15 protein-coding genes and 1 tRNA gene are annotated in these 17,652 nt (G+C 72.7%); 8 read left to right on the top strand and 8 right to left on the bottom strand.

The window, feature by feature from the left end; translation table 11 throughout:
- Positions 1–10 precede the first annotated feature (10 nt).
- Positions 11–83 (top strand) — tRNA-Thr (locus KM427_RS22300).
- 20 nt (positions 84–103) lie between these two features.
- Here KM427_RS22300 and pdxY read toward each other — a convergent pair.
- The gene (gene pdxY / locus KM427_RS22295; protein WP_215525337.1) at positions 104–955 is read right to left on the bottom strand and encodes a pyridoxal kinase PdxY; all 852 of its coding nucleotides are present in this window, start codon (positions 953–955) and stop codon (positions 104–106) included.
- Between the two features lie 92 nt (positions 956–1,047).
- On the opposite strand from pdxY, the gene KM427_RS22290 reads away from it, so the two are divergent.
- The 4 genes from KM427_RS22290 to KM427_RS22275 all read left to right on the top strand — a co-directional run bounded on the left by KM427_RS22290 (position 1,048) and on the right by KM427_RS22275 (position 5,671).
- Entirely contained in the window at positions 1,048–2,673 is a 1,626-nt protein-coding gene (locus KM427_RS22290; protein WP_215525336.1) for a GMC family oxidoreductase, read from the top strand.
- An 18-nt stretch (positions 2,674–2,691) separates the two neighbouring features.
- On the top strand, positions 2,692–4,251 hold the full coding sequence (locus KM427_RS22285; protein ID WP_215525335.1) for a succinic semialdehyde dehydrogenase: 1,560 nt from the start codon (positions 2,692–2,694) through the stop codon (positions 4,249–4,251).
- Positions 4,252–4,269: 18 nt separating this feature from the next.
- Positions 4,270–4,755, top strand: a complete 486-nt coding sequence (locus KM427_RS22280; protein ID WP_215525334.1) for a cupin domain-containing protein — start codon at positions 4,270–4,272, stop codon at positions 4,753–4,755.
- A 214-nt stretch (positions 4,756–4,969) separates the two neighbouring features.
- Positions 4,970–5,671, top strand: coding sequence for an aldo/keto reductase (locus KM427_RS22275; protein ID WP_252274762.1), 702 nt, complete (start codon positions 4,970–4,972; stop codon positions 5,669–5,671).
- A gap of 361 nt (positions 5,672–6,032) precedes the next feature.
- Here the strand turns inward: KM427_RS22275 and KM427_RS22270 are convergent, their stop codons facing one another.
- The 6 genes from KM427_RS22270 to KM427_RS22245 are packed head-to-tail and all read right to left on the bottom strand — an operon-like array spanning position 6,033 to position 13,199.
- Positions 6,033–6,812, bottom strand: coding sequence for a dioxygenase family protein (locus KM427_RS22270; RefSeq protein WP_183591969.1), 780 nt, complete (start codon positions 6,810–6,812; stop codon positions 6,033–6,035).
- 28 nt (positions 6,813–6,840) lie between these two features.
- A complete protein-coding gene (locus KM427_RS22265) occupies positions 6,841–7,533 on the bottom strand; it encodes a uracil-DNA glycosylase (protein WP_215525332.1) in 693 nt (230 codons plus the stop codon).
- Between the two features lie 50 nt (positions 7,534–7,583).
- Positions 7,584–9,044 (bottom strand): pyridoxal phosphate-dependent decarboxylase family protein, encoded by a 1,461-nt coding sequence (locus KM427_RS22260; RefSeq protein ID WP_215525331.1) that lies wholly within the window; start codon positions 9,042–9,044, stop codon positions 7,584–7,586.
- A complete protein-coding gene (locus KM427_RS22255; RefSeq protein WP_215525330.1) occupies positions 9,041–10,414 on the bottom strand; it encodes an MFS transporter in 1,374 nt (457 codons plus the stop codon). The genes KM427_RS22260 and KM427_RS22255 overlap by 4 nt, the downstream gene beginning before the upstream one ends.
- 19 nt (positions 10,415–10,433) lie before the next feature.
- The gene (locus KM427_RS22250) at positions 10,434–11,714 is read right to left on the bottom strand and encodes an alpha/beta fold hydrolase (RefSeq protein ID WP_215525329.1); all 1,281 of its coding nucleotides are present in this window, start codon (positions 11,712–11,714) and stop codon (positions 10,434–10,436) included.
- A gap of 45 nt (positions 11,715–11,759) precedes the next feature.
- Positions 11,760–13,199, bottom strand: a complete 1,440-nt coding sequence (locus KM427_RS22245) for an alpha,alpha-trehalose-phosphate synthase (UDP-forming) (RefSeq protein WP_215525328.1) — start codon at positions 13,197–13,199, stop codon at positions 11,760–11,762.
- A gap of 101 nt (positions 13,200–13,300) precedes the next feature.
- Here KM427_RS22245 and KM427_RS22240 point away from each other — a divergent pair, with 101 nt between their 5' ends.
- The 3 genes from KM427_RS22240 (at position 13,301) to KM427_RS22230 (ending at position 16,587) form a co-directional block, all read left to right on the top strand.
- Positions 13,301–14,623 (top strand): sensor histidine kinase, encoded by a 1,323-nt coding sequence (locus KM427_RS22240; RefSeq protein ID WP_215525327.1) that lies wholly within the window; start codon positions 13,301–13,303, stop codon positions 14,621–14,623.
- Entirely contained in the window at positions 14,620–15,261 is a 642-nt protein-coding gene (locus KM427_RS22235; protein WP_215525326.1) for a response regulator, read from the top strand. Before KM427_RS22240 ends, KM427_RS22235 begins: the two co-directional genes overlap by 4 nt.
- A gap of 114 nt (positions 15,262–15,375) precedes the next feature.
- A complete protein-coding gene (locus KM427_RS22230) occupies positions 15,376–16,587 on the top strand; it encodes a hypothetical protein (RefSeq protein WP_215525325.1) in 1,212 nt (403 codons plus the stop codon).
- A 13-nt stretch (positions 16,588–16,600) separates the two neighbouring features.
- Here KM427_RS22230 and KM427_RS22225 read toward each other — a convergent pair whose 3' ends face one another.
- Positions 16,601–17,650 (bottom strand): Gfo/Idh/MocA family protein, encoded by a 1,050-nt coding sequence (locus KM427_RS22225; protein WP_215525324.1) that lies wholly within the window; start codon positions 17,648–17,650, stop codon positions 16,601–16,603.
- Positions 17,651–17,652: the final 2 nt, after the last annotated feature.

The raw sequence follows: 17,652 nt of genomic DNA, 5'->3' as shown, positions 1-17,652 counted from the left end.
TGTGCGCGCTGCCGGTGTAGCTCAGTTGGTAGAGCGCCTCACTTGTAATGAGGATGTCGCGGGTTCGACTCCTGTCACCGGCTCTGTCTGCCGGCGTCCGTCGTCAGCGCAGCCGCCGCACCTCGAAGCTCATCGGCGGCTCGGCGATCGCGTCCTGCGCGGCGATCAGCTGGATCTCCCGGGTGCCGGCGGCGAGCGTCTCCTCGAGGATCGCGAACATCGAGGACGTCGTGCGCGCCAGCGCCTCGGCCGCCGAGCCGGTCGTGCGCAGGTGGGCGAGGTAGAGCGCCGCGGTGACGTCGCCGCACCCGTTGGGCAGGATCGGCAGCAGCGGGGTCTCGACCGCCCAGGCGCCCTCGTCGGACACGGCCACCACGTCGAGGCGGCCCTCCGGCACGTCTCCGTGCAGCACGCTGGTCACGAGTACGTCGCGGGGTCCGCGCGCCCGGACGTCGTCGACGGCGTCCAGGATCTCGGCGAGCGTGGTGGTCTCCCGGCCGGCGAGGAAGTCGAGCTCGAAGTGGTTGGGCGTGAGGATGTCGGCCTTCGGCACCACGGTGTCGCGCATGAACTCCGGGATGCCGGGGCGCACGAACATGCCCCGCCCGACGTCGCCCATCACCGGGTCGCAGCAGTAGACCGCGTCGGGGTTGAGCTCCTTCACCCGGGCGACGGTGTCGAGGATGATCCCGCCGACCGCCGGGTCGCCCTGGTAGCCGGACAGCACCGCGTCGGCCTCGCCGAGCACGCCGCGGTCGCCGATGCCGGCGATCACCTCGCGCACGTCGTCGGCGGCGAGCAGCGGCCCGCGCCAGGCGCCGTACCCCGTGTGGTTGGAGAAGTGCACGGTGACCACCGGCCAGACCTCGTGCCCGAGCCGCTGCAGCGGGAAGACCGCGGCGGAGTTGCCGACGTGGCCGTAGGCGACCGAGGACTGGATCGACAGGATCTTCACGGAGCGATCCTCCCGAGGCGGGGCCTGTACGAGCAAACTAGAACAAGTTACAGTGGCGGTTCACATTCTCTCGGTATGTAACAGGGGTGGCCGTGGCGCGGAAGCCGTCGTACGCAAGCGAAGCCGACTACGTCGTGGTCGGCTCGGGCAGCTCGGGAGCCGCGATCGCCGGCCGGCTGGCCGAGTCGGGCGCGAGCGTGATCGTGCTCGAGGCCGGCAAGAGCGACGAGCAGTACCTGGTCAAGAAGCCCGGCATGATCGGGCCGATGCACGCCGAGCCGAAGCTCAAGCGGCGCGTCGACTGGGGCCTCTACTCCACGCCGCAGAAGCACCTGCTCGACCGCACGATGCCGGTGCCGCGCGGCAGGGTCGTCGGCGGATCGAGCTCGATCAACGGCATGGTCTACGTGCGCGGCAACCGCGCCAACTACGACTCCTGGGCGGCCGAGGGCAACACCGGCTGGTCGGCCGACGAGGTCAACGCGGCGTACCGCCGGATGGAGGACTTCGAGGACGGCGCCAACGAGTTCCGCGGCGCCGGCGGCCCGATCAAGGTGACCCGCAACGCCGCGCCGCAGGACGGCACGCTGCAGTTCCTCCAGGCCACCTCCGACGCGCTCGGCGTGCCGGTGCTCGACGACTACAACGCCGCCTCGCAGGAGGGCGTGAGCCGGATGCAGCAGAACGCCGCCGGCGGGCTGCGCTACTCCGCCTCCCGCGGCTACCTCCACCATCTCGCACCCCGCACGCTGGAGCTGCAGACCGAGGTGCTGGTCCGCAAGGTCGTCATCGAGGGCGGCCGGGCGACCGGCGTCGAGGTCACCGACCGCGACGGCTCCCAGCGCACGGTCCGGGCCGGCAAGGAGGTCATCCTCTCGGCCGGGTTCGTCGGGTCGGCCCAGCTGCTGATGCTCTCCGGCGTCGGGCACGCCCAGCACCTGCGCGACCACGGCATCGACGTCGTCGCGGACCTGCCGGTCGGCGACAACCTGCACGACCACCTCTTCCACGCGCTGACCTTCCACGTCACGTCGACGAAGATGAAGGGCACCCCGGCGTACTTCGCCAAGGGCGTGCTGATGGAGGCGCTGCGTCCGGGCCGGACGTTCCTGGCCAACTCCGTCTTCGAGTCGGTCGCCTTCGTGCGGACGTCGCAGGCGACCGACGTACCGGACCTGCAGCTGCACCTGCTGCCGTGGGCCTACGTCTCGCCCAACCAGGACGCGCCGATCCGCCACGACGTCGACCCGCGGACCGCGATCACCATCCTCACTACGCTGATCTACCCGCGCAGCCGCGGCACGCTGCGGCTGGGGTCGGCCGACCCCACGGCCGCGCCGCTGATCGACTTCCAGTACCTCGCCGACCAGGCCGACCTCGACGTACTCACGGAGGGGTCGGAGATGGTGCGGGAGATCATGGGCGGTACGGCGTTCGGCGGGTCGGTCAAGGAGGAGATCCACCCCGGTGCCGGCGTCCGCGGCCCCGAGCTGCGACAGGCGATCCTCAACCGCGCGACGTCGGTCTACCACGGAGTCGGCACCTGCCGGATGGGCGTCGACGAGCTCGCGGTCGTCACGCCGGACCTCAGGGTCCGCGGCGTCGAGGGCCTGCGGGTCTGCGACGCCTCGATCATGCCGTCGATCACCGGCGGCAACACCAATGCACCCGCGATCATGATCGGTGAGCGCGGGGCCGACCTCGTGCTCGGCCGATGAAGGGGAGGGCCTGAGCCCATGACACTGCAGCGACCCGCATCCCTGACCGACGAGTTCCTGCAGGGGCTGGTCGCGCGCGTCCCGTCGAGCGGCGGCGCCAGCTGGAAGCTCACCGAGGTCTACACCGGCGAGCTGCTCGTCGAGCTGCCGCAGTCGACGCCGGCCGACATCGAGCGGGCCTTCGCGGCGGCGCGGGCGGCGCAGCGGGTGTGGGCGGCGTGGCCGTTGCGCAAGCGGCTCGCGGTATTCAAGCGAGCCCACGCGCTCTTCCTCGACCGGGCGCACACCACCACCGACCTGATCCAGGCCGAGAGCGGCAAGAACCGCCGGATGGCGATCGAGGAGACCTGCGACCCGGTGATGGTGATGAGCCACTACCTCAAGCGGGCCCCCCACCTGCTCAAGCCGGTCCGGCGCGGCGGCCCGATCCCGGTGCTCTCGACCTCCACCGAGATCCGCCAGCCCAAGGGCGTCATCGGCATCATCGCGCCCTGGAACTTCCCCTTCGCCACCGGCATCTCCGACTCGATCCCGGCGTTGATGGCCGGCAACGCGATCGTGCTCAAGCCGGACAACAAGACCGCCCTGTCGCCGCTCTACGGCATCCAGTTGCTCGAGCAGGCGGGGCTGCCGAAGGGCCTGTTTCAGGTGGTCTGCGGCGAGGGTCCCGACGTCGGGCCGACGCTGATCGACAACGCCAACTACGTGATGTTCACCGGCTCGACGGCGACCGGCCGGGTGATCGGCGAGCGGGCCGGGCGCAACCTGATCGGCTGCTGCCTCGAGCTGGGCGGCAAGAACCCCATGATCGTGCTCGAGGACGCGCAGCTCGACGAGGTCGTGCAGGGAGCGATCTTCGGGGCCTTCGGCAACACCGGCCAGATCTGCATGCACATCGAGCGGATGTACCTGCCCGAGTCGCGGTACGCCGAGTTCCGCGACGCGTTCGTCGCCGCGACCCGGCGGCTGGTGCTCGGCGCGGCGTACGACTTCGGTCCGGACATCGGCTCGCTGGTCTCGCCCGACCACATGGAGCGGGTGCGGTCGCACGTCGACGACGCGGTCGCCAAGGGCGCGACCGTGCTCACCGGTGGCCGGCCGCGCCCCGACCTCGGTCCGGCGTTCTTCGAGCCGACGATCCTCGAGGGCGTCACCCAGGACATGCTCGCCGGCGTCACCGAGACGTTCGGCCCGGTGGTCGCGCTGCACCGCTACCGGACCGTCGACGAGGCGGTGGCGCTCGCCAACGACACCGACTACGGCCTCAACGCCTCGGTGTGGGGCGGCGACCTGGCGGCGGCCTGCCAGGTGGGCCGGCGCATCCAGTCCGGCAACGTCAACGTCAACGACATCCTCGCCACGGCGTACGCCGCCAAGGGCACGCCGTCCGGCGGCGTGAAGCAGTCGGGCGTCGGCGCCCGGCACGGTGACCAGGGCCTGCTCAAGTACACCGACGTGCAGAACCTCGCCGTGCTCAAGAAGCAGGTGCTCGGTGCGCGGCCCGGTCAGGACTACGACGAGTACGTCAAGGGGATGCTCGGCGGGCTCAGGATGATGCGCAAGACCGGCATCCGCTGAACGTCGTACGTTGGTGGCATGTCGCTGCCGCGCCCCTACCCGCCCGACACCTACCACGGCGAGGGCGGTGAGGTGTCCGCGTGGATCCGTCGTGGCGACGAGCCGCCGGAGATCACCTACGGCAGTGGCGGCACGTGCGAGTACATCGCGACCGGCGACCGGACGGAGGGCCGGTTCGGGCTCTACCGCTGGACGTTCGGGGAGGCCGAGACCGGCCCCGACCCGCACTTCCACCGGTCGATCTCCGAGCAGTTCTACGTGCTGTCCGGCGAGGTGAGGCTGTACGACGGGCGGGCGTGGGTCACCGCGCGCTCCGGCGACTTCCTCTACGTGCCCGAGGGCGGGCTGCACGGCTTCCGGGGCGGCGGTGGGGCGTCGATGCTGCTGATGTTCGCTCCGGGCGGCCCGCGCGAGGACTATTTCGAGACGCTGGCCCGGGGCGAGGAGATGAGCGAGGAGCAGCGGGTGGCGTTCATGCTGCGACACGACACGTTCTGGGTGTGACTGCGCGGCTCCGCGGTGGTTGAGGAGGTCGCGCAGCGACCGTCTCGAAACCTCGATGGCTGGGTGCACTGCCAGGGTCAGCGCCGATTCTCGGCTGCGGGAGTTTCGACGCGCTCGCGCGACTTCGTGCCTCAGTCGCTTCGCTTGCTCAACCTGGCCGCGCCCACGCGTCGCGCTCGTGCCTCGCGCGCCGCTGCGCGGCTCAAAGTTCGGCATGGACATGCGGGGCGCCAACGGCGCCGACTTCGGCGCGCGAGGATCGCGGCGCTACGTGCGTCGCGCGGTCGAGGCGTCGCTGCGGCGGCTGCGGACCGACCACATCGATCTCTACCAGCTGCACCGGCCCGACGAGGTGACGCCGATCGAGGAGACGCTCTCGGTGCTGACCGACCTGGTCCGCGAGGGCAAGGTTCGCTACGTCGGCTGCTCCAACTTCGACGGCTGGCAGGTCGCCGACGCCGCCTGGACCGCCCGCACCGCCGGCCTCGAGGGCTTCGTGTCGGTGCAGAACCGCTACTCGCTGCTCGACCGCACCGTCGAGGCCGAGGTGCTGCCGGCGTGCGAGGCGTTCGGGCTCGGCGTCCTGCCGTTCTTCCCGCTGGAGTACGGCCTGCTCACCGGCAAGTACCGCCGCGGCGCCTCGGCGCCGGCCGGGTCCCGCGCCGCGCTCGACCCATCGCGGTCCTCGTGGCTGGCCAACGCCGACTGGGACCGGATCGAGGCCGTCGAGACGTACGCCGAGGCGCGCGGGCTCTCGACGCTCGACGTCGCGATCGCCGGCCTCGCGGCCCAGCCCGCCGTCGCCTCGGTGATCTCGGGAGCGACGTCGGGCGACCAGGTGCGGACGAACGCCGCCGCGCTGCGGTGGTCGCCCTCCGCCGACGACCTGGCCGAGCTGGACGAGATCACGGGCTGAGGGTCTTTCAGAATACCCGGTGAACCGGGGAAGCCGGCACTTCTCGGGGAATGCCCGAGAAGTGCAGGAACACCCGGTGCATCGGGTATTCCTGCGGATCTGCGGGTGGGGTGCCCGAGTCGAGGTGGGTCGTTCGGGGCGAGCGGGAGCTTCGTCGGCCGGCCGACGAAACTCCCGTCCGGACGACGAAGCTTCGTCGTCCCAGTGTGACTACGTCCTCCCGGCGAGACGCCCGCCATCGAGGTGCCGCCCGTCCGGATAGTCCGTCACGAAGTGGCTGTCGACCAGCGAAACGACAGCCAGAACGTGACGGACTATCGCCGACGGCGGGCCCCGCAGGCCGGACCGGACCGGGGCCTACTCAGGCGACCTGGAGCGACCGCTTCGACAGCCCCATCCAGAACCCGTCGATCACCTGGAGTCCGGGTGACTCGGGGTCGGTGGCCGCGCCGAGGGTGACGAAGAGCGGCGTGTAGTGCTCCACGGTCGGGTGCGCGTAGGGCATGCCCGGCGCCTTGGTGCGGTAGCGGGCGAGCTCGTCGACGTCGCCGCGGGCGAGGGCCTCGCCGGCCCAGGCATCGAAGTCGGTCGACCAGCCGGGTGCGGCCGCGTCGATGCGCCACTCGGTCAGGAAGGGCAGGCCGTGGGTGAGGAAGCCGGAGCCGATGATCAGCACGCCCTCGTCGCGCAGCGGTCGGAGCCGCTTGCCGAGCTCCATGAGCTTGACCGGGTCGTCGGTCGGCAGCGACATCTGGAGGACCGGGATGTCGGCACCGGGGTACATGATCCGCAGCGGCACCCACGCGCCGTGGTCGAGGCCGCGGCTGGCGTGCTGGTGCACCGGCTCGGAGGCCGGCATCATCGCGGCCACCCGGGTCGCGAGCGCCGTGGCGTCGGGGGTCTCGTAGGTCATCCGGTAGTACTTCGCGTCGAAGCCACCGAAGTCGTAGACCAGCGGGGCGCTGCTGGCCGACAGCATCACCGGGGCGGACTCCCAGTGGGCGCTGACGATCAGGATCGCCTTCGGGCGCGGTAGGTCCTGCGCCCAGGCGGCGAGCTGGCCCGACCACACGGGGTCGTCGAGCAGGGGCGGTGCGCCGTGCCCGATGTAGAGCGCCGGCATCCGGGTCGAGTCGTCCATGACACCCCCAATGATTCGAGATTCAACTTTATTCCATCGGGAGCGACCAGTCCACCGCCGTGCCGCCCTGCTCGGCCAGCAGTCCGTTGACCCGGCTGAACGGCCGCGAGCCGAAGAAGCCGCGGCTGGCCGAGAGCGGCGAGGGGTGCACCGACTCGACGTACGGGATCGGCGCCAGCATCGGCTTGAGTCCCTGCGCGTCGCGGCCCCACAGGATCGCTACGCACGGTCCGCCACGTCGGGCCAGCGCCTGGATCGCGCAGTCGGTCACCTGCTCCCAGCCCTTGCCGCGATGCGAAGCCGGGGTGCCCGGACGGACCGTGAGCGACCGGTTGAGCAGCATCACGCCCTGGTCGGCCCAGGCGGTGAGGTCGCCGTGCGGGGGCGTGTCGAGACCGAGGTCGAAGCGCAGCTCCTGGTAGATGTTCGTGAGGCTGCGCGGGATCGGCCGCACGTGGGCGTCGACGGCGAACGACAGCCCGATCGGGTGACCCGGCGTCGGGTACGGATCCTGGCCGACGATCAGCACTCGTACGTCGGCCAGGGGTCGCTGGAACGCCCGGAACACCCGGTCCCCGGCGGGCAGGTAGGCCCGGCCGGCGGCGATCTCCTCGCGCAGGAACCGGCCCATGCCCGCGATCTGCTCGTCGACCGGCGCGAGGGCCGCTGCCCAGTCCGGGGCCATCAGGCCCTTGTCGACGAGTCCGGCGAGCGCGCTCATGGCGGGAGGCTATCGGTGCGGCGGTCGCGCATCGACCGGCGCGAGAGGGGTCAGCCGCGGCTGGGCCGCTGCAGGCGGTCGAGGAACGCGACCAGCAGGGCCTCGCGCATCCGCGGTGAGGCCAGGTCGAGCATCGCGTTGACCTCGGCCATCCGCTCGGGGAGGGCGAGGTCCCCACCGCCCGCGAGGCCGGCCGCGGCCAGCAGCCCGTCGAAGTCGGCGTCGGTGAGGGTGTTCGGATCGAGGACCCCGATGAACGCCGCGACCTCCGGGTCGACCGTCACCGGTCCGGCCGCAACCGCCGCCGCCACCGAGTCGCTCAGGGCGGTGAGGAGGTCGTCGACCCCCGCGAGCGTCGCGGCGCTCACGGAGAGGTGGATGGTCGCGGGCTGGCCGGCGTAGGACAGCTGCGGCTGGACGTACCACCCGCGCGCACCCATCTCGTCGCAGACCGTGAACGGGTCGCAGGAGCCGTCGGTCACCAGTGCCACCAGCGTCGAGTCGGGAGGCGTCAGCACGCTCATCCCGGCGATGTCGGTGGCGCCTGCCACGATCGCGTCGACGGCTTCGAAGACCTCTCGGGAAAGGAGCTCGTAGCCCGTGTCACCCAGCGACCGCACCACCGCCCAGGCGCCCGCCAGGGGCCCGCCCGACTTCGTCGACTGCAGGGTCGAGTTCAGCATCGTGTAGCCCGGCCAGTCGGCGTAGGCGAAGTACTGCGGCCGCCGGTGCTCCGGAGTCCGGTGCAGCAGCAGCGACGTGCCCTTGGGTGCGTAGCCGTACTTGTGCAGGTCCGCCGAGATCGAGGTGACGCCCTCCACCGCGAACGTCCACGGCGGCACGTCCCTGCCCAGTCGCGCGGCGTACGGCAGCACCCAGCCGCCGATGCACGCGTCCACATGGCAGCGGATCCCGCGCGCAGCGGCCGCTGGCGCGATCTCCCGCACGGGGTCCACCACCCCGTGGGCGTACGACGGCGCGGACACGACCACCAGCACGGTCCGCTCCGGGTCGGCGTCCACGGCGGCCAGCATCGCCGCGGGGTCGGCGCGGTAGTCGGCGCCCACCGGAACCACGACCGCCTCCACGCCGAAGTAGTGCGCGGCCTTGAGGAAGGCCGCGTGCACGGTCGACGGCACCACCATCCGGGGCCGGTCGACATCGGGGCGGCTGTCGCGGGCGCCCTGCACGGCGAGCAGGCACGACTCGGTGCCGCCGGAGGTGACGGTGCCGACGACGGTCGCGGGTCCGTCGAGCAGATCGGCGGCGAAGCCGACGAGGTCGTTCTCCATCTGCAGCAGGCTGGGGAACGCCGTCGGGTCGAGCCCGTTGGAGCCGGCGTACGCCGCGACCGCCTCGCGGCCGATCCGGTCCACGTCGGCGAGCCCGGAGTCGTAGACGTAGGCGAGGGTGCGGCCGCCGTGCACGGGCAGGTCGGCGGCCTGCATGGCGCGGAGGCGGTCGAGCGCGTCGCTCGGGTGGTGTGCTGGGTGGCTTCCCGTGGTGCTCATGCGGACACGCTCTCATCGAGGGCGCCGCCGGGGCCGTCGGTGCCGTCCACGTCCTCGGCCTCGAGGGAGTAGCGCCGCAGCCAGAGCAGGCTGAGCACCACGAGCACGGCCGGCAGTAGCGAGAAGCCGAGCGTGATCGCGGTCAGCGCCGAGTCGGGCTGCGCGACGCCGCCGTCGGTCGACGACCGGTAGCCGCCGAGCGCGAGCACCAGAGCGAAGACGCCGGGGCCGAGCGCCAGGCCGAGCGTCTCGCCCGCGGTCCAGACGCCGGTGTAGACGCCGGCCCGGTTGGAGCCGGTGCGCCGGGCGTCGACCGCTGCCGCGTCCGGCAGCATGGCCAGCGGGAAGACCTGGCAGCCGGCGTAGCCCACGCCGATCAGCACGACGGCGCCGTAGACGACCGCCAGCGGCGCCGACTGCGCGGTGATCGTCAGCAGCGCGCCGGCGGCGAGGAAGACCGAGCTGGCGACGTACCCGCGCTTCTTGCCGATGCGGGTGCCGATCGCCGACCAGATCGGGGTCAGCAGCAGGGCCGGCCCGACGAAGAGGACGAAGAGGATGGTGGCCGCGCCGTCGCGCCCGAGCACGTCGGAGGCGAGGTAGTCGACGCCGGCCAGCATCGCGCCGACGGCCAGCGCCTGGATGACGAAGCAGGTCAGCAACCAGCGGAAGTCACGGGCTTCGGCGACGATGCGCAGCTGGTCGCGCAGGCTCCCGGCGCCCGGCTGAGGGGCGGTGACCGGGGCACGCCGGGTGCCGACGTACGCGCTGACGACGCCGACCGCGATCAGAGCCGCCATCACGAGACCCATGACGCGGTAGCCGTCGCGGCCGCCGACCGCGTCGCGGATCGCGGGCGCGGTCGCGCCGGCCAGCATGATCGTGAAGGCGAGGATCGCGACCCGCCACGTCATCAGCCGGGTGCGCTCGTCGTACGACGAGGTCATCTCGGCCGGCATCGCGACGAACGGGACCTGGAAGAACGCGTACGCCGTCGCGCAGGCGAGGAAGAACACCAGCACCCACGCCGCCTCCAGTCCGGTCGCCATCTCGGGCGCGGCGAAGAGGAGGGCGAACCCCGCCGCGAGCGCCAGCCCCGCGCGGAGCAGCCAGGGCCGCCGCGGCCCGCGCGGGTCGGTGGTGCGATCGCTGATCCGACCGGCGATCGGGTTCAGGATCACGTCCCACGCCTTCGGCAGGAACACGATGAACCCGGCGGCGATCGCGGCGATGCCGAGGCTGTCGGTGAGGTAGGGCAGGAGCATCAGCCCGGGCACGGTGCCGAACGCGCCCGTCGCGACCGATCCCGAACCGTAGCCGATCCGTACGCCACGCGGCAGGCTGATCCTCGACGACTCGCTCGCTGGCATGCCCGGAGGTTAGCCGGGCTCAGCGCCGCAGCGCGCGCGATCCGGACGAGGAGTGGCGCCGGCGCGGGTTCGTGCCGATGGCGCCCTCCGGCACGGCGGTGGGCTCGGCCGAAGCCTTCCTCGGTGCCGCCTTCTTGGCCGGGGTCTTCTTGGCCGGGGTCTTCTTGGTGGGGGCCTTCGGGGCCGACTTCTGGGGGGTCGCCTTCTTCGTGGCGCCGCGGCGGGTCGGCCGCCGCCGACCGTCCCACTGCTCGAACCACTCGTCGAGCGCGCGCCAGGTGGTCTCCCGGGCGGCCCGGCCGGCCAGCATGCCGAGGTGCCCGCCGGGCACGATCTCGAACCGCGCCTCCCGCGCTCCGGTCAGCAGCGGCAGCGCCGCCCGCACCGACTCCACCGGGGCGATCCCGTCGGTCGCGCCGGCGAACACCAGCGTCGGCGCCGTGATCGCCGCGAGCGAGACGGGGCGGTCGCCCAGCTCGACGGTGCCGGTGGCGAGCGCGTTGCCCACCGCGAAGCGGTGGTAGAGCTGGCCGAAGCTGCGGCCGGGGTAGGCCGTCATCGACGCGGCGAACCGGTCCACCGCCTCGACCTGGGCCAGCCAGTCGGCGTCGTCGAGGTGGACGGCGACCGCGATCGGCTTGGTCACCAGCCTCTGGAACGACCCGAGCTGGAACGCCCAGCGCACCAGCGGCGGCGCGCCGCCGAGCGCGCGGTAGGTGCGGCCGACGGCCGCCGGCCAGTCCGCTGCCGTCAGCAGCGGGCGGAGCGGGGCCACCATCGGCACCGACGTCGTGTCGACCGGGGAGCCGAGCACCGAGAGCGACGCGACCGGCAGGTCGCGGGCGTCGGCGGCGGCGAGCATCGCGAAGATCCCGCCGAGGCTCCAGCCGACGACGTGCACGGGGCGGCCGCCGGCGTGCTCCGACACCGCGCGGACGGCGGCCGGGACGATCTCCTGCGCCCAGTGCTCGAGGCCGAGGTCGGGGTCGGGGAAGGAGACGTCGCCGTACTCGACGAGGTACGTCGGACGCCCGTTCCCCACAAGGTGCTCGACCAGCGAGCAGCCGCGGCGCAGGTCGAAGCAGCCGGCGGGCGCGGCGAGCGGGGGCACCAGGAGCACCGGGTCGCCCCGCTTCGCTGCGACCGGGTCGGGCCGGTAGTGGTGGACCTCGCGGAGCGTGCCCTCGTCGACCAGCGCGCGAGGCATCGGCCGCAGGTCGGCCAGCCCGCCGTGGAGCAGCAGGTGGACGGCGTTCCCGGCCGCCGCGACCAGCTGGTCCGGCTTCGGCACCAGGTCCATGGCCCCGAACCTACCGGGCCCGCGTTGAGCTCAGGTGGCTCCGGGTCACGACCGCCGGGCCGGTCGGACGCTCTTGCCGTGCGAGGGCCGGACGGCCGCGAGCTCGGTGAGGAACTTGTCGGCCCAGGCCGCGACGTCGTGCTCCATCACCTGCTTGCGCATCGCCTTCATCCGTCGGGTCATCTCGCGACCATCGGCGCGGTAGGCGTCCAGCAGCGCGCTCTTCATGCCGTTGATGTCGTAGGGGTTGATCAGCCACGCCTGCCGCAGCTCGTCTGCGGCGCCGGCGAACTCCGAGAGCACCAGGGCGCCCTCGTTGTCGAAGCGGCAGGCGACGTACTCCTTGGCGACCAGGTTCATCCCGTCGCGCAGCGGCGTGACGACCATGATGTCGGCGGCCCGGAAGTACGCCGCCATCTCCTCGCGCGGGTACGACGCGTGCAGGTAGTGGATCGCGGGCCGGCCGATCTGCCCGTGGTCGCCGTTGATCCGGCCCACCAGGCGGTCGATGTCGTCGCGCAGGAGGCGGTACTGCTCGACCTGCTCCCGCGAGGGGGTCGCGACCTGCACGAACACGGCGTCCTCGACGTCGAAGTGCCCGTCGGCGACCAGCTCGGCGAACGCCCGCAGCCGGGCGTAGATGCCCTTCGTGTAGTCGAGGCGGTCGACCCCCAGGAAGATCTTGCGCGGATTGCCGAGCGCGTCGCGGATCTCGGTCGCGCGCCGCGCGACCTCCTCGGAGCGGGCCAGCTCCTCGTAGCCGGCGGAGTCGATCGAGATCGGGAAGGCCGCCGCGCGGACCGTCCGGCCGTCGGGCAGGTAGACGACGTCGCGATGGGTCTTGTGGCCGACCCGCTGACGCACGAGCCGGACGAAGTTCTGGGCGGCACCGCTGAGCTGGAAGCCGATCAGGTCCGCGCCCAGCAGGCCCTCGAGGATCTGCCGGCGCCACGGCAGCTGCTGGAAGAGCTCGGCCGGCGGGAACGGGATGTGCAGGTAGAACCCGATCCGCAGGTCGGGCCGCAGCTCACGGAGCATGGCCGGCACCAGCTGCAGCTGGTAGTCGTGCACCCACACCGTCGCGGCCTCGTTGGCGACCTCGGCGGCGCGCTCGGCGAAACGCCGGTTGATGGTGACGTAGCTGTCCCACCACTCCCGGTGGAACTCCGGCTTGGCGACGACGTCGTGGTAGAGCGGCCACAGCGTCGCGTTGGAGAAGCCCTCGTAGAACTCCTCGATCTCCTGGGGCGTCATCGAGATCGGCACCAGGTCGAGGCCCTCGGCCTCGAACGGCGCGGTGTCGCCGTCCGCGCCGCCCGGCCAGCCGATCCAGATGCCGTCGTTGGCCCGCAGCACCGGCTCGAGCGCGGACACCAGCCCGCCGGGAGAAGGTCGCCAGCCGGGGGAGCCGTCGGGGTTCTCGATGCGGTCCACGGGCAGTCGGTTGGCAACGATGACCAGGTCTGCTCCGCCAGAGGTGGACACGCCATCACCCTAGACGAGCCGGAAAGTGTCGGGCTGGCCCGACCATGGCTGTCGGGCTGGCAGGATCGTCCCGGAGCCCCGATGTTCCTAGCGTTGGACGCATGACGGAGACGCTGTACCCAGTCGACTACCCAGGCGAGGCGATGACGACCACGATGCCCGCCGTGACCGCGCCCGTGCGTCCACGCGGCGTGCGCCGGGTGCTGTACGAGAGCGGCTACGCCCTCTCGGCGTTCCCGATCGCGCTCGTGGGCTTCCTCGTCGTGGTCATCGACCTCGCGCTGGGGGTGGCGCTCGCCGTCTTCATCGGCGGCGTCCTGCTGATCTCGGTGGGCGTGATGGTCGCCCGCGGCTTCGCCCGCTTCGAGCGGATCCGGCTGCAGGGGATGCTCGGCCGGCCGGCGGCGACGCCGAGCTACCTGTGCCCCCGCCCGGGCGACGGGTTCTGGCGGCGGTCACTCACCCCGCTGCGCGACGCCCAGTCGTGGCTCGACGTGGTGTGGGCGCTCGTCGGCCTGCTGACCGGCACGCTCGCCTTCGCGATCGCGCTGGCGTGGTGGGCGGGCGCGGCCGGCGGGCTGACCTACTGGTTCTGGCAGCGCTGGATCCCCGAGTCCGACGGCGACCACGGACTCGCCTATTACCTCGGCCTCGGCGACGGACGTACGGCGGAGAGCTGGCTCAACCTCGCCCTGGGCGCGCTGCTGCTGCTGACCCTGCCCTGGGCGGTGCGGCTGGTGGTCACCATCCACGCCAGCCTGGCCTGGGTCCTGCTCAGCAGCCGGGCCGACCTCCAGAGCGAGGTCGCCCGGGTCGAGGGGGGCCGCGAGGCCGCGCGGATCGCGGAGGCCGAGTCGCTGCGCCGGCTCGAGCGCGACATCCATGACGGCCCGCAGCAGCGGCTGGTCCGGCTCACGATGGATCTCGGCCGCGCCAAGCGACAGGTCGCCGACGACCCGACCCGCGCCGCCGCGACCCTCGACGACGCGCTGGCCCAGGCCCGCGAGACCGTGGCCGAGCTGCGGTCGCTGAGCCGGGGCATCGCCCCGCCGCTGCTGGTCGACCGTGGCCTGGCCGCGGCGCTCGAGGAGATGCTGGCGCAGAGCAGCGTGCCGGTGCGGTCCCGGATCGACGTACCGGCGCAGCTGCCCCCGCACGTCGAGACGGCCGTCTACTTCGTGGTCGCCGAGGCGATGACCAACGTCGCCAAGCACAGCCAGGCGTCGTCGGCCGAGGTCACCGTCGTCAGCCACGGTGCCGAGGTGGAGGTGCGGGTCGAGGACGACGGCATCGGTGGCGCCCATCCCGCGAAGGGGCTTGGGCTGGCCGGGTTGCGCCAACGGCTCGCCGCGGTCGACGGCACCCTGGAGGTGACCTCGCTCGAGGGCGCGGGCACCGCCGTGGTGGCGAGGATCCCCGGATGAGGATCGTGGTCGCCGACGACTCGCTGCTGCTCCGCGAGGGCCTCCAGCTGCTGCTCGCCGAGGCCGGGCACGACGTGGTCGGCTCGGTGGCCGACGGACCGGCGTTCGTGGCCGCGATGGTGGAGCAGCGGCCCGATCTCGGCATCGTCGACGTACGGATGCCGCCCAGCCACACCGACGAGGGCCTCCGGGCGGCGGTCGCCGTACGCCGGTCGTGGCCCGAGGCCCGGCTGCTGGTGCTCTCGCAGTACGTCGAGGTGTCCTACGCCGACGAGCTGCTCGCCACCGGTGACGGTGGCGTCGGCTACCTGCTCAAGGACCGGGTCGGCGACCTCGACGACTTCCTCGGGGCGGTCCAGGCCGTGGCCGCCGGCGGCACCGCGCTCGACCCGCTGGTCGTGCGGCAGCTGATGGGACGCAACCGGGACCCGCTGGCCGACCTCACGCCGCGCGAGCGGGAGGTGCTCGCGCTGATGGCGGAGGGGAGGTCGAACGCCGCGATCGCCGAGGCGCTCTCGGTCACCCTGGCCGGCGTCGAGAAGCACACCCAGCGGATCTTCGCCAAGCTCGGCCTGTCACCGGACGACGACGGCGCGCACCGCCGGGTGGCCGCGGTGGTGCGCTTCCTCAACGCCTGAGCCGAGGGCCGCCGGCGGTGCCAGCGCACGCACGCTGAGCACGCCAACCGGTCGACAACTTCCAACGCCCGACGCTAGCCTCGCCGTCCCTGCTCTCGGACCCAGGAACGCGCAATGAACGTCGTCCTCGCCTCGTCCCGCCTGCTGCTCGCGCTCGGCCTGGCGGCACCGCTGGCCGCGGCCGAGATCGCCGCGACGGCTCCGGCCGCGAGCGCCGCCGACGTCGTGGTCGAGCGGGTCGCGGACCTCACCGCTCGCGACGGCGTGGGCGTCGGCACGGGCGTGGGCGCCCAGCGCCTGACCTCGGCGTCGGTGCGGGCAGACGTCCGCGGCGAACGCGTGCAGGCGACCGTGGTCCTCGACGCCGAGCCGACGGCGGCGACCGCCGCCACCGTGGTCGTCGCGTTCGGGCCCATCGAGGCCGGCATCTGCCAGCTGGACGACGTGCTCGACGCTGACCAGTACCAGTCGTCGACCACCGACCCGGCCGCGGGCTGGACGCGCAGCGGCCGCACGCTGACCCTCGACCTGGCCGCGGAGGAGGCGGGCTACCAGCCCTGGGACTGCGCGGGTGCGATCGTCGGCGTCGGCGACCAGGTGGTGTCCTTCCTCGGCGGCGACCTGACCCCGGTCTACCTGGGGCCGGAGCTGCGCATCCAGCCGGTCAAGGTCCTGGACCGGAAGGTGCGGGGCAGGCTCGGCCTGGTGCGCGGCCAGCGGCACCTGATCCGGGTCCCGGTGCGCGGCCTCAACCAGGCCGACGCCCACGGCGTCGTCGTCAGCGGCACGGGCCGCGGCCTGAAGGTCGGCAAGCAGCAGCTCGGGACGGTCTCGTCGTCGTACGCGCCGGAGGCGGTCCTCCCGGTGCGCGCGGCCGGCCGCCAGGGTCGCAAGGTCGGTCCGCTGCGCCTCACCGTCACCAGCGAGAACGGCGCCACCGTGCGCCGCACGGTGCCGGTGCGGCTGGTCAAGCCCCCGGCCAGACCCGCGCCCGGCCGCTACCGCTCCGCCGACGGCGCCGTCACGTTCACGATCACCGGTGGCCGGGCCGCACGCCTCAAGAGCTTCCGCATCGCCACGCGCACGCGGTGCCAGCCGCCGCTGGACTACGCGACGTACACCGACAACACCTACGGCTTCCCGACCGTGCGCGTCGGCGGGGGCGGGGTCGTCGACGCCAAGCGGGTCAAGCCGCTCTACTCGGTCGTCCTCCAGCTCAAGGCGGTCGGCAGCCGGGTGACGCAGGGCTCGTTCGGCTATGTCGGGCCGAAGGGCAGCTACTGCACCGCCAACGAGGGGTTCAGCGCCCGACGCGTGGGCCGCTGACGACCGGTCCTCGTCAGGCCGGCGGACCGCCGTCGAAGGCGACGCCGACCTGACGGCGGACGTCGTCCATCTGGCGCAGGATCGTCAACGTCTGCTCGTGCGGCACCAGCGGGCTCTCGCGCAGGCCGGCCCGCAGGCAGCGGCCGACCTCGACGATCTCGTGCGCGTAGCCGCGCCCGACGACCGGCTCGGCGCCGCCGATCTCGACCGGCGTGCCGGGCTCGAAGACCCAGTGCCCCGCGCCCTCGACCTGGACGTACGGCGTGAACGTCGCCCGCGCCGGGTGGTGGAAGTCGTCGAGCTCGACGCGACCCAGGTCGGTCGCGATCGCGGCGCGCCGCGACGACCACGACGTCATCGAGGCGGTCATCGTGGCGAGCGCGCCGTCGGCGTACCGCCCCGTCATCGAGACGTCGAGGTCGATGCCGCCCGCGCCGAGCGCGGCCGTCGCGCGCACCTCCTCGGCCGGGCCGAGCATCAGGTGCGCGAAGGTCAGCGGGTAGATGCCCATGTCGAGCAGCGCGGAGGCGCCCAGCGCCGGGTTGAGCATCCGGTCCTCCGGCGGCGCGTCCACGCGGAAGCCGAGCTCCGCGTGCAGGTGCCGCGGTCGCCCGAGCTCGCCCGACCGCAGTCGCTCGGCCAGCGTCCGGACCACCGGGTGACAGGCGGTCCACATCGCCTCCATCAGGAAGCGGTCGTGCTCGCGGGCCAGGCGCACCAGCTCCTCGGCGTCCGCCGTGTCGAGCGTGAGCGGCTTCTCGCACAGCACGTGCTTGCCGGCCTCGAACGCCAGTCGGGCGTTGTCGAGGTGCAGCGCGTGCGGGGTGGCGATATAGACGACGTCGACGGCCGGGTCGGCGACCAGCTCCTCGTAGGAGCCGTACGCCGTGCCGCCGTACTCGGCCGCGAACGCCCGCGCGCTCTCAAGCCGGCGGGAGCCGACGGCGGCGAGGCGGGCACCGGCCGCCAGGGCCAGGTCGGCGGCGAAGGTGTGCGCGATCTTGCCGGTGGCCAGGATGCCCCACCCGATCTCGCCCCCGGCACGTCCCGTGTCCTCGGCCATGG

Origin of the sequence: Nocardioides sp. LMS-CY (assembly GCF_018732145.1) — a bacterium.
In the GTDB taxonomy this organism is placed as follows: Bacteria; Actinomycetota; Actinomycetes; order Propionibacteriales; family Nocardioidaceae; genus Nocardioides; species Nocardioides soli.
Note: the sequence above shows the minus strand (reverse complement) of the source record. Positions and strands in the feature narration are given on the sequence as shown.